Raw genomic sequence first — 12567 nt, forward strand, 5'->3', positions numbered from 1 at the left:
CGGGATTACCCGCGTTGGGACGGGTGCCAGAAAGTCACCCGTTGTTCGATGTAGGACACGAGCCCATAGAGCGCGGAACCTGCAATCGCAGCTACCGTGATTTCGGCCCAGACCATGTCCAGATTCAAGCGCCCGACCTCGGTCGAGATGCGAAAGCCCATGCCCTTGATCGGAGAGCCGAAAAACTCGGCAACAATGGCTCCGATCAGCGCCAGGGTGGTCGCGATTTTCAGACCGTTAAAGATGAACGGCATGGCGGTGGGGATGCGCAGCTTGGCCAGCGTCTGGACGTAGGACGCATTGTAGGTCCGCATCAAATCGCGCTGCATGTTATCGCTGGCTTGCAGGCCTGCAACGGTGTTCACCAGCATGGGGAAGAACACCATGATCACAACGACGGCGGCTTTGGACTGCCAGTCGAAGCCGAACCACATCACAAGGATCGGTGCGACGCCCACGATGGGCAGGGCGGCGACGAAGTTCCCGATGGGCAGCAGGCCCCGCTGCAGAAACGGCGAGCGGTCGATGATGATCGCAGTAACGAACGCCGCGCCGCAGCCGATGATATAGCCACTGAACGCGCCCTTGATGATGGTCTGGACGAAATCCTCCCACAGGGTCGGGATTTCGCTGGCAAAGGTCAGCGCGATGTCCGTGGGCGGGGGTAGGATCACGGGGCTGACCCCGAATAGGCGCACGGTCAGCTCCCACAGCAGCAGAAGGGTGATGCCGAACAGGATCGGCACGAACCACGCGGTTTTGGTGCTGCGGGCAAGGCGGGTGTTCAGCCACCACAGGCCGATCCACACCAAAAGGATAATCGCGATCTTCATGCGGCCATCCCCATTTTGCGCAGGGTGATCTTTTCGATCACGCCGACGATGATGACGAGGCTCGCCGCCAGTAGGGCGGCCGCAAACAGCGCCGACCATATCTGCACGGTTTGCCCGTAATACGACCCACTCAACAGACGCGCGCCAAGACCACGGGTCGCCCCAGAGGGCAGCTCGGCCACGATGGTGCCAACCAAGGATGCCGCCACACCCACTTTGAGCGAAGCAAACAGATAGGGCATCGAAGAGGGCAGGCGCAGTTTCCAGAAAGTCTGGTTGTCCGAGGCGCTATAGGTCCGCATCAGGTCCAGCTGCATGGCATCGGGCGCACGTAGGCCTTTGACCATGCCGACCGCGACGGGGAAAAAGCTGAGGTAGGCGGCGATGATGGACTTCGGGATCAGCCCCGAGATGCCCATACTGTTCAGAACCACAATGATCATGGGCGCAATGGCAAGGATCGGGATGGTTTGGGACGCAATTGCCCAAGGCATCACCCCCAGCTCCATCGCGCGGTTATGGGTGATGCCGATGGCCAGCAGAATGCCCGCCGTGGTGCCAATCGCGAAGCCCAGCAGGGTCGCGGACAGGGTGACCCAGCCGTGGAACACCAGACTACGTTTCGACGTGATCTTTTTCTGGGCCGTGGTGGCCCAGAGTTCTGCGGCCACCTGATGGGGCGCGGGCAGGACGGGGCGCTCTTGGTTCAGGGTGTCGCGGACAACTTCGCTGAAGGTGACCTCGGTGCCCGCACGGTTCGCTTGGGCATAGGTCCAAGCTGCGTTCATCTTGATCGCGGCGGCATACCAGACTGCCACGATGACCAAGAGCACGGTCAGGATGGGCAGGATATTCCTCATGTGTTGTGCCCCTCGCGCAGACCTTCGCGGACGCGGTGGGCGATCTCGATGAATTCGGGCGTATCGCGGATTTCGAGGGGGCGCTCACGGGGCAAGGGGCTCTCGATCACGTCGGTGATACGGCCGGGGCGGGGGGACATGACCACGATCTTGGTGGACAGATACACCGCTTCGGGGATCGAGTGGGTGACGAAACAGATCGTCTTGCCGGTACGGTCCCACAGCTTTAGAAGTTCCTCGTTCAGCTTGTCGCGGACGATTTCATCCAGCGCGCCAAAGGGTTCGTCCATCAGCAGGATATCCGCGTCAAACGCCAAGGCCCGCGCGATCGAGGCGCGCTGCTGCATCCCGCCAGACAGCTGCCACGGGAATTTCTTGCCGAAACCGGACAGGTCCACCAGATCGAGCACGCGCTTAACCCGTTCGTCCATCTCGGCCTTGGGGTAGCCCATGATTTCCAAAGGCAGCTTGATGTTCTTCTCAATCGTGCGCCACGGATAGAGCCCTGCGGCCTGAAACACATAGCCGTACGACCGCGCCTTGCGCGCCTCGTCCGGCGACAGCCCGTTGACGGTCAGCGATCCGCCTGTAGGTGTTTCCAGTGCTGCAATACAGCGCAGCAGAGTGGTCTTGCCGCAACCTGACGGGCCGATAAAGGACACGAAGTCTCCTTTGTCGATCTGCAGGTTCACGTCTTTGAGGGCGTGGACGGGTGCGTCTTTGGTCTGGAAGGTCAGGTCGACCCCCGACGCATCAATCACTGGCTTTTTCATAAGGTCTTCTTTGCTGGCAATTTTATTGGGGGCAGGCGCGGGGCCCGCCCCAAACGGGCTTTATACGCCAGTGGCCGGAATGCCGCTACGCTCGACGGGGCGGGGCGCGGTCAGTTCCTTCCACTTGGACAGGGCTTTGTTGACGGTCGCATTGGGATCGCGTGCAACGAATTCACCATGCCCTTCTTTCGCTTTCAAGTCGCCCTTGTCGACAGCAACATAACCGCGGGTCAGCACGTAACGAGGCAGGGCCGAGACCTCGACGCCTTCGAACACGTTGTAATCAATGGCAGAAGCCTGTTTGTCCGCGCTGATAGTTTTCTTCATCGAAGGATCCATGACCACGATATCTGCGTCCGATCCCACCAGAATAGCGCCCTTCTTTGGGTAACAATTCAGGATTTTCGCGATGTTGGTCGAGGTGACGGCCACAAATTCGTTCATCGTGATGCGGCCGGTGTCCACGCCATACGTCCAAAGCACGGGCAGACGGTCTTCGAGCCCGCCTGTGCCGTTCGGGATCTTCGAGAAATCGCCCACGCCGTAGCGTTTCTGATCCGTGGTAAAGGCGCAGTGGTCGGTTGCCACACAGGACAGAGTGCCCGACGCCAGACCGGCCCAAAGGCTGTCCTGATGCTGTTTGTTGCGGAAGGGCGGCGACATCACGCGGCGGGCGGCGTGGTCCCAGTCTTCGTTGAAGTACTCGCTTTCATCCAGAACAAGGTGCTGGATCAGCGGCTCGCCCCAAACGCGCTTGCCCTGCATCTTCGCGCGGCGAATGGCCTCGTGCGCCTCTTCGCAAGAGGTGTGGACCACATAGAGCGGCGCCCCCGCCATATCCGCGATCATAATGGCGCGGTTGGTGGCCTCGCCTTCGACTTGCGTGGGGCGCGAGTAGGCGTGTCCCTCGGGGCCTGTGTTGCCCTCGGCCAGCAGCTTGGCGGTCAGCTCGGCAACCACATCGCCATTTTCCGCATGGACGAGCGGTGTCGCCCCCAGCTCCGCGCAGCGGCTGAAGCTGGCGTAAAGCTCGTCATCGTTGACCATCAGCGCACCTTTGTAGGCGAGGAAGTGCTTGAAGGTGTTGATGCCCTTTTCGGTGACGGCCTTCATTTCGTCAAAGACCTGTTCGCTCCACCATGTGATCGCCATGTGGTAGCTGTAATCACAAGAGGCCTGCGCCGACTTGTTGTCCCAGACTTGCAATGCGTCCAGCAGGCTCTGACCGGGAGAGGGCAGGGCGAAATCGACAACCATCGTGGTGCCGCCCGCCAGTGCAGCACGGGTGCCGCTGGCGAAGTCGTCCGCCGAATAGGTGCCCATGAACGGCATCTCTAGGTGGGTGTGGGGGTCGATCCCGCCGGGCATGACATAGCAGCCGGCTGCGTCCAGAACCTCGTCCCCGCTCAGTTCGGGGCCAATCTCGATGATCTTGCCCCCGTCGATTTTCACATCTGCCTTGTAGGTCAGATCGGCGGTGACAACGGTGCCGCCCTTGATGACTGTGGTCATTGGTATCTCCCTGTTCTGGATTGGGCGCGGGCAGACCTGTCCGCACCCATCCAGTGCAGAGAGATCAGCCCAATTCGCCGGTAACGTATTGGGCGCGACCAAAGCCAAAGCTCCAGTCGGCCTGAGTGTTCTCGAAGATCGAGATCATAAGGTCTTTCGGATCGAGCCCGCAGACATCTTGCAGCTTGGCCGCGAGCTTGTCGAAAAAGGCCAGCTTGGCCTCTTGCGAACGGGGCGAGGTAAAGACCTGCACCAGAATTTGCTCGGACGGGTCCCGTTCGAAGCCAAGTCCCGTGTCCTCTAGGATCATCTGATCGGGCTTGTGCTCTGTCACGATCTGGTAGCGGTCGCGCTGAGGGACCCCAAAGACGTCGACCACCACCTCGTGTGCCGCATCCAGCAGGGTGCGGGTGGCTTCGGGTGTGCGGCCTTCTTGAACATAAAAGCGGATAAGAGGCATGATCGCTCCTTTCGGTCGAAAACTGGTCACTGTGCGCCGCGCGGGTTTGATGCGCGGCGCTTCCTGACCAGAGATAAGACTTCGGGGCTCTCATAAAACGCTCAATGTTGCAGTGTGGTCTTGCAGAATTTCCTGTACGAGTTGGGGTATCTCACTCTTGGATTTGCGCAGTTTCCAGTGCGGCGTGCAGCAAGACGTCGGTTCCGGCGGCCGCCCATTCCGGGCTGATCTCTTCGGCCTCGTTGTGGGACAGGCCGTCCACGCAGGGGCACATGATCATCGCGGTCGGGGCGACATCGTTGATCCAGCAGGCGTCGTGACCCGCACCGGACACGATGTCCATGTGCGAATACCCCAGCGTTTCTGCCGCGTTACGGATCGACGTGACCAACCCTTCGTCAAAGGCGGGCGGGTCGAACTGACCGACCACCTCGGTCTCTAGGCCGACGCCAATCTCTTCGCACAGCTTCGGCGCCTTCTCGTAGAACTCATCAAGCATCGCGTCGATGATCTCTGGCAGGTGCGAGCGCAGATCGACGGTAAAAACCACCTTGCCTGGGATGATGTTGCGCGAGTTCGGGTAAACGTCGATATGCCCGATCGCACCAACGGCGTTGGGCTGGTGCTTCATGGCGATCTCGTGCACCAACTCGGTGATGCGCGCCAATCCGCGCCCTGCATTCTTGCGCATGGGCATGGGGGTGGAGCCTGTGTGGCTTTCTTTGCCCGTCACGGTGCACTGGACCCAGCGAAGGCCCTGACCGTGGGTAACAACGCCGATATCCTTGCCCTCAGCCTCCAGAATGGGGCCCTGTTCGATATGCAGCTCCAGCATGGCGTGCATCTTGCGAGCGCCAACGGGCTCGTCGCCCTTCCAACCAATACGCTCCAGCTCGTCGCCAAAGCGTTTGCCCTTGGCGTCCACGCGGTCATAGGCCCAGTCCTGCGTGTGAATGCCTGCGAAAACGCCAGACGCCAGCATAGCAGGGGCAAAGCGTGTGCCTTCTTCGTTCGACCAGTTGGCGATGACGATCGGGTGCTTGGTCTTGATGTCCAGATCGTTCATGGTCCGGACCGCCTCTAGCGCGCCCAAAACCCCCAGAACGCCGTCATACTTCCCGCCCGTGGGCTGGGTATCCAAGTGGCTGCCCATATAGACGGGCAGAGCGTCGGGATCGGTGCCCTCGCGGGTCATGAACATGTTGCCCATGGTGTCCACGCCCATGGTCATGCCCTCGGCCTCGCACCACTTCTGGAAAAGGGCGCGGCCCTCGGCATCCTCGTCAGTGAGGGTCTGGCGGTTGTTGCCCCCCGCAATTCCGGGGCCGATTTTGGCCATCTCCATCAGGCTGTCCCACAGCCGTTCTTTGTTGATCTTCAGGTTCTCTCCGGCGGCAACCATCGGTGGTATCCTTTTCGTTCTGTCGGCAGTCCCGTGTGGGGGCGGGAGGGGCGCCCAATGCGGCGCCCTGCGTCTGCCCTTAGTGGAATGGCGTCTTGACCATCTGGTCAAACCTTTTCGCAAAACCTACGCAAAAACATCGCGGAAGGGGTGGGGCGTAGGCCGGACGGCTCGGGTGTTTGCGTAAAAAATAGGCAAATGGAAAACCTGTATCCGGCCCGTTGAATTGCCCTGCAGCGTCACTCGGCCGCTGTGGCGGATGGATTGTTTGGGTGCGTGGTCCAGTTGGCATAGTCGCCCGACACAATCTTGCCCGTGCGTTCATCCACAGCGCCTGCGGGCAGAGTCTCCATCGTGATGCAGTTTTCGACGGGGCAAACGTTGACGCACAGATTGCAGGCCACGCATTCGTCGTCTTGCACCTCGAACACGCGGTCCTCGGACATGGTGATGGCTTGGTGGCTGGTGTCTTCGCACGCGGCATAACAGCGGCCACACTTGATGCAGTCGTCTTGGCTGATCCGCGCCTTGGTCACGTGGTTCAGGTTCAGGTACTGCCAGTCCGTGACGTTCGGAACTGCCGACCCGATAAAGTCCGAGGTGCTGGTGTATCCCTTTTCGTCCATCCACTGGGACAGTCCGCTGATCATCTCCTGCACGACCTTGAAGCCATACGTCATCGCTGCCGTACAAACCTGTACGTTGCCAGCGCCCAAGACCATGAACTCGGCCGCGTCGCGCCACGTGGTCACGCCGCCAATGCCACTGATCGGAAGGTCACGTGTCTCTGGATTGCGCGCGATCTCTGCCACCATGTTCAGGGCAATCGGCTTGACCGCTGGGCCGCACATGCCGCCATGGGTGCCCTTGCCGTCAATGGTGGGTTCTGGCGCCATGCTGTCCAAGTCGACAGAGGTGATTGAATTGATCGTGTTGATCAGGGACACCGCGTCCGCGCCGCCTCGTTTCGCTGCCTCGGCAGGGTAGAGCACATTGGTGATGTTCGGCGTCAGCTTCACGATCACCGGCAGGTCAGTGGCCTCTTTGCACCATCGGGCGACCATTTCGATGTATTCAGGCACCTGACCGACGGCAGAGCCCATCCCGCGCTCGGCCATCCCATGCGGGCAGCCAAAGTTAAGTTCGAACCCGTCACAGCCGGTCTCTGCTATGCGCGGCAGGATCTCTTTCCACGCGGCCTCTTCGCAAGGCACCATGACAGAGGCAATGAGCGCACGGTCGGGGTAGTCCTTTTTCACACGGGTCATTTCCTCGAGGTTCACCTCGAGCGGTCGGTCGGTGATCAGTTCCAGATTGTTCAGGGCAAGCAGTCGGCGATCCGCCCCATGGATCGCACCATATCGGGGACCGTTTACATTAACCACGGGCGGGCCTTCCATCCCGAGGGTCTTCCAGACCACGCCACCCCAGCCTGCTTCAAAGGCACGTCGGACGTTGTACTCTTTGTCTGTGGGCGGGGCAGAGGCCAGCCAGAACGGATTGGGTGAGGAAATGCCAAGGAAATTTGTCGTAAGATCGGCCATTATTTGCCTCCCATCAGAACGGTGTGGATGTTCATGGCAGCGTCGCGCCCTTCGGCAACGGCCGTAACGGTCAGGTCGTCTCCGCCGCTTGCACAGTCTCCGCCTGCCCACACACCGGGGGCCGAGGTGTGTCCGGCCGCATCAACCTTGATCTTGCCTTTCTCGAACTCCAAACCTCGGGGGGCAGCACTCAGGGTCTGTCCTATCGCGCGGAACAGCTGATCGGCGGGCAGGGTAAAGGTGTCGTCGGTCAGGACTAGCTTGCCCTCCACACTCTCTGTGTAGGCCAACGTGACACCGGTCAGGCTGCCATTTCCAGTCACCCCGATAGGCACGACGTTGTAAAGAATGCGCACGCCTTTGCTGGCTGCGAGCTTTTGTTCGAACGCCGAAGCGGCCATAGCCTCTTTGCCGCGGCGATAGGCAATGGTGACCTCCTCGGCGCCCAAGAGCTTGGCTTGAACGGCGGCATCCACGGCAGTCATGCCGCCGCCGATGACGACCACGCGGCGTCCTATGGGCATCTTGCTTAGGTCGCTGGACTGGCGCAATTCGGCAATGAAATCCACGGCATCCGCGACGCCCACTTTGGCGTCGTCCAGTCCCAAGGCATTCACCGCCCCCAGACCCATCCCTAAAAAGACCGCATCATAATCCTCTTGCAGGCCTTCGAGCGAAATGTGCTGACCCAGCTTTGCCTCATGACGAATTTCGATCCCGCCAATCTGCAGCAGCCAGTCGACTTCCTTTTGCGCAAAGTTTTCAACGGATTTGTAGCTGGCGATCCCGTATTCGTTCAGGCCGCCAGACTTGGGGCGGGCCTCGTAGACCACAACCTGATGCCCCAGCATCGCGAGCCGGTGCGCACAGGCCAATCCTGCGGGTCCTGCTCCGACAACAGCAACTGTGCGACCTGTCGGTTCGGCGCGGTCAAAGGGGTGGATACCCTTGGCCATCACCGTATCGGTCGCGTAGCGCTGCAAGCGGCCAATCTCGACCGGTTGGCCCTCGGCTGTTTCGCGTACGCAGGCCTCTTCGCACAGGGTTTCAGTGGGGCAAACACGGGCGCACATCCCGCCAAGAATGTTCTGCTCGAAAATGGTCTTTGCGGCGGCGTCCTGTGTCCCCGTCGCGATCTGCCGGATGAACAGCGGAATATCGATGCTGGTCGGGCAGGCGGTCATGCATGGTGCGTCATGACAGAAGTAGCAGCGATCCGCCGCCACATGGGCCTCGTGCGGATCGAGCGGGGCGTGCAAGTCACAGAAGTTTTCCTGGAGCACCGGGTCTGGCAGCCGGCCGGCCACGATCCCGTTTTCTCTGGGGCTGGTTGTCATTCTTTCCTCGTCTGTCGGTCTTTTGATCCGATACAACGAGAAATTTTACCACTTGGTCAAATAATATTTTGACCGAATGGTAAGATAAATGCGGCGCCGCACAGATTTTCAGCGTGCAGCGCGAGCTTTCTTCTGGCGCAAGGACTACGGTGAGCGTCGCCAATACAAACGGCAAGAGGGGGCAAACGCCCCCTCGAATTCCTTCAGATCATCCAGACTGGTGTTGAAGCTTAGGCTTCGATCTCCACCGTTCCGATTGGATGTGAACAGCAGGCCAGAATGTAGCCCTCTGCGATGTCCTCTTCAGTGATGCCGCCGTTGTGGACCATGTGCACATCGCCAGAGACCTTCTTGGTCTTGCAGGTGCCACACACGCCAAAGCTACAGCCCGATGGAATGTTGTGCCCCGCCTGACGGGCGACGGCCAGCACGGTGTCTGTCTCTTGGCATTTGACGCGCTCGCCGGATCCGACAAAGACGATTTCGGACTTCGCGTCCTCTTCGGGGACGGCGTCCTCGGGGACATCCTCGACCTCGGGCAGAGGCGCATGGAAGCTCTCTTGGAAATAGCGCGACATGTCGAAGCCCAGACCGGCCAATGCCTCGCGAACAGAGGTCATGAAGGCTTCTGGGCCACAGCAATACACGTCCCGTTCCAGATAGTCGGGGGCCATCAGACCCAACATCAGCTGGTTGAAGCGGCCTTGGTAGCCGGTCCAAGGGCGATAACGGTCCGATCCGGACACAACCCATTTCAGGTCGATGCCGTTGGCACGGCTGGCCATGTGCTCTAGCCGCTCGCGGAAGATGATGTCCGACGGGCGGCGCGCGCAGTTTACAAAGACGATGTCAGGGTCGCGCCCCAAGTCGTACAGATAGGTCGTCATTGACATCATCGGAGTGATGCCTGTGCCCGCCGAGATGAACAGCAGCTTGCCGTCCGGCTTGCCCGCGTTGGTAAATGTTCCGCCGGGGCCGGTCGCTTTGACCTGTGTGCCCACGGTCAGATTGTCCAGCATCCAGCGGGTGCCGATGGAGTTGTCCTGCGCTTTGACCGTGACCGTGATCGACATGGGGCGCGAGGGCGAAGACGAGATGGTGTAAGTCCGATAGAGCGGCCCCCCCGGTACCGGCAGTTCCAAGGTCAGGAACTGGCCCGGATCAAAGCGGAACAGTGCGCCCGAGGGTGCTTGGAAGCAGAACGTGACCACATCGCGGGTCTCGGCCAAGACCGAGACGCACTCAAGGGGCTCTTTATCCGTCCAGAATGTCGGTTTGTCGGGAAGGGCCATAGATTACTCCGCTGCCAGTCGGGTGGGGGTCAGGGAACGCTCCAGCGTTTCGGCGTACCAATCGACGAACTGCGCCACGCCTGTCTCTTCGATCGGCGAGTAGGGACCGGGTTGGTAAACGGGCGAGTTGATGCCCTTTTGGTTGTTTTCAACCACAACGCGGTCTTCGTCGTTGGTGTGCTCCCAAACCTCGGTCAGGCGCTTCAGGTCGTAATCAACACCTTCGACCGCATCTTTGTGCACCAGCCATGTGGTCGTGACTTGGGTCTCGGTGGGGCTGACAGGCGTCACGCGGAAGGTGATCGAGTGATCCGGCAGGAAGTGGTTCCACGTTGTGGGGTAGTGGAACTTCAGCAGCGTGCCCGCATCTTGCAGCGCGACGCGGCCCAGATTTTTGGCCACAGCTGGTTTGGTGTCCATGGTGTAGCTGACTGCGCCCTCTTGCAGGGGCTGACGTGCCAGACGGTACTGGCCATTGTCCGAGATTTTGAACTGCGATGGCGCTCCTGCGGCCTCGCAACGGTCATAGTGGGCTTGCAGACGCGGGGGAACGCTGCCGTCGGGCAAGATGCCTGCGACGTCGGGATCCAGCGGGAACGACCGGCACAAAGAAGGGTGGTTGCCGCTGCAGTGATAGCACTCGCGGTTGTTTTCCCAGACCAGTTTCCAGTTGCCATTCTCAGTGATGCTCGACACGTGGGCGACTTTTGCATCGGTCAGGTCGTGCACTTCCAGATAGGGGCGGGCAACAGCAGCGAACTCGTCGAAATCAGGCGCTTCGTCTGCCAGACAGATATAGACCAGACCGCAGAGTTCGCGGCAGTGCACCGGCTTCAGCCCGTGCTGGCTGGCGTCGAAATCCGCGCCCATATCGCGGGCGTACAGCAGCTTGCCGTCCAGCTCGTAGGTCCACTGGTGGTAGGGGCAGACCAACTTGGGCACGTGGCCCGAGGCAACCTTGCACAGAACAGAGCCGCGATGGCGGCAAGAGTTGTGCATTGCGCGGATCACGCCGTCCTGACCGCGGATGATGATGACGCTGTAGTCGCCGACGGTGTGCACCACATAGCTGCCACCTTTGGTCAGCTGCGCCGCAGGGATGGCGAACAGCCACTCGCGGTAAAAGATGTTCTGCATGTCCAGATCGAAAATCTCTGGTGCGGTGTAAAACGGGCGTTCGAGCGAATAACCGGAGCGGCGACGGGCCAGCAGGTCGGTGATGTTGAGAGAGCCGTCCATGGGAGGGGTCCTGTGTGCGGATAAACCTGTATTATGGAGTGACCGTTTTTCACATCCTGTCTCCAAGACAACGCCAATAATTCTCAGCTTGAGGTGAATTGAATTCATCTGTAGCTTTGTCAGGGCCCTGACAGGCATGCACATTCCCGTATTTTGGAACAGATGGTTTATGGCAAAACGCCCCTACGACATGCCCTCGATGACGTCTTTGGCCTGTTTTGAGTCGGCGGCGAGACATCAGAGCTTCAAATTGGCTGCAGCAGAGCTGAATGTGACCCCTGCCGCCGTGTCGCATCAGATCAAGGGACTGGAGCGGGATCTGGGGCGCCAACTGTTCCGAAGGCATCATCGCGGTGTCGAATTAAGTGAGAGTGGCGCTTATTTATTCATCGCAGTGCAGCGTGGGTTCGAGGGAATCTCTGACTCTGTCAGCCAGCTGCGCATTCGCGCCGAGCGGACCGATGTGGTCGTCCACGCCAGCACCGCCGTCAGCGCCCTGTGGTTGACCCCGCGGCTCGCGACGTTTTGGAAGCATCACCCTGAAACCATTGTATCGCAACACGTCAGTGACGAGCCTGTTGCCACCAGCAATTGTGACCTGAGTATCGAATATGGCCCCCTGCCAGACGACGTGCCCGACAGCATTCGGCCTCTGTTCAACGGCCAAATCCTGGCTTTGGGCAGTCCCGCGTTCAAAGAGCAGAACCGAATCGAAACGCTCGATGATCTGGCGCACGTTCCCCTGATCCATCTGACGGCCGAAGATCGGGATTGGACCAAGTGGTCGGACTGGTTCGAAGCCCTGAATACCGACTACGAAGAGGGGCGGGGGTTTTGGGTGAACAACTACGTGGTCGCGCTCGGGGCTGCGCAGGATGATATGGGGGCTGTTCTGGGCTGGACCGAACTCCTTGGCGACCGGATGGCAACCGGTAAATTGGTGCCCCTCGTGCCCGAGGGAATCGCCACTCCCAAAGACTTCTACGTTCGGATACATCCTGATGCGCCCCCGTCAGCAAACCGGCTGGCAGACTGGCTTACACAACCTCTGACCATGCGGCAAAGCGCCTTTGGATAGGTTTGCGGCTCGAAAGCCCTAGAAAATAAAGGTGAAAAGGCGATTTTGCAGCGCAGCAAAGTGCCAGAGACATCAAACATAATAAGACTTTAGCCCTATCGCCGAGAGTCGAGCCGGTACGTCATGTGGTATAGGTTTGGCATCCCTTTGCCGTGGGGCTACTACGCGGGCATTTGTAAGCAGTTTATTGTCGCTGAAACTGTGGCAGCAGGGCCTGTATTCATGGGGGATACAGCA

Annotated in this window: 11 protein-coding genes; 1 reads left to right on the top strand and 10 read right to left on the bottom strand. The window is 59.9% G+C overall.

The window, feature by feature from the left end:
• Positions 1-5 precede the first annotated feature (5 nt).
• The 10 genes from BM225_RS00675 to BM225_RS00720 all read right to left on the bottom strand — a co-directional run bounded on the left by BM225_RS00675 (position 6) and on the right by BM225_RS00720 (position 11252).
• The gene (locus BM225_RS00675; RefSeq protein WP_072706031.1) at positions 6-833 is read right to left on the bottom strand and encodes an ABC transporter permease; all 828 of its coding nucleotides are present in this window, start codon (positions 831-833) and stop codon (positions 6-8) included.
• Positions 830-1693, bottom strand: a complete 864-nt coding sequence (locus BM225_RS00680; protein WP_072706032.1) for an ABC transporter permease — start codon at positions 1691-1693, stop codon at positions 830-832. The genes BM225_RS00675 and BM225_RS00680 overlap by 4 nt, the downstream gene beginning before the upstream one ends.
• Positions 1690-2466 (bottom strand): ABC transporter ATP-binding protein, encoded by a 777-nt coding sequence (locus BM225_RS00685; RefSeq protein WP_072706033.1) that lies wholly within the window; start codon positions 2464-2466, stop codon positions 1690-1692. The genes BM225_RS00680 and BM225_RS00685 overlap by 4 nt, the downstream gene beginning before the upstream one ends.
• Before the next feature lie 60 nt (positions 2467-2526).
• Positions 2527-3978: a dihydropyrimidinase gene (hydA, locus tag BM225_RS00690; protein ID WP_092463649.1), complete on the bottom strand. Its 1452-nt coding sequence runs from the start codon at positions 3976-3978 to the stop codon at positions 2527-2529.
• Between the two features lie 64 nt (positions 3979-4042).
• A complete protein-coding gene (locus BM225_RS00695; protein ID WP_072706035.1) occupies positions 4043-4438 on the bottom strand; it encodes a tautomerase family protein in 396 nt (131 codons plus the stop codon).
• A 151-nt stretch (positions 4439-4589) separates the two neighbouring features.
• Positions 4590-5840 (bottom strand): Zn-dependent hydrolase, encoded by a 1251-nt coding sequence (locus tag BM225_RS00700; protein ID WP_072706036.1) that lies wholly within the window; start codon positions 5838-5840, stop codon positions 4590-4592.
• 239 nt (positions 5841-6079) lie between these two features.
• Positions 6080-7384 carry an NAD-dependent dihydropyrimidine dehydrogenase subunit PreA gene (preA, locus tag BM225_RS00705; RefSeq protein WP_072706037.1) on the bottom strand — a complete coding sequence of 435 codons (1305 nt, stop codon included), beginning with the start codon at positions 7382-7384 and terminating at the stop codon, positions 6080-6082.
• On the bottom strand, positions 7384-8721 hold the full coding sequence (locus tag BM225_RS00710; protein WP_072706038.1) for an NAD(P)-dependent oxidoreductase: 1338 nt from the start codon (positions 8719-8721) through the stop codon (positions 7384-7386). The genes preA and BM225_RS00710 overlap by 1 nt, the downstream gene beginning before the upstream one ends.
• A gap of 230 nt (positions 8722-8951) precedes the next feature.
• Complete coding sequence (locus BM225_RS00715; RefSeq protein WP_072706039.1) at positions 8952-10013, bottom strand: FAD-binding oxidoreductase; 1062 nt, start codon at positions 10011-10013, stop codon at positions 8952-8954.
• 3 nt (positions 10014-10016) lie between these two features.
• Positions 10017-11252, bottom strand: coding sequence for an aromatic ring-hydroxylating oxygenase subunit alpha (locus BM225_RS00720; RefSeq protein ID WP_072706040.1), 1236 nt, complete (start codon positions 11250-11252; stop codon positions 10017-10019).
• Between the two features lie 169 nt (positions 11253-11421).
• Here BM225_RS00720 and BM225_RS00725 point away from each other — a divergent pair, with 169 nt between their 5' ends.
• Positions 11422-12330 carry a LysR family transcriptional regulator gene (locus BM225_RS00725; protein ID WP_072706041.1) on the top strand — a complete coding sequence of 303 codons (909 nt, stop codon included), beginning with the start codon at positions 11422-11424 and terminating at the stop codon, positions 12328-12330.
• The last annotated feature ends 237 nt before the right edge of the window (positions 12331-12567 follow it).

The organism is Donghicola eburneus, from assembly GCF_900115865.1.
Lineage (GTDB): Bacteria > Pseudomonadota > Alphaproteobacteria > Rhodobacterales > Rhodobacteraceae > Donghicola > Donghicola eburneus.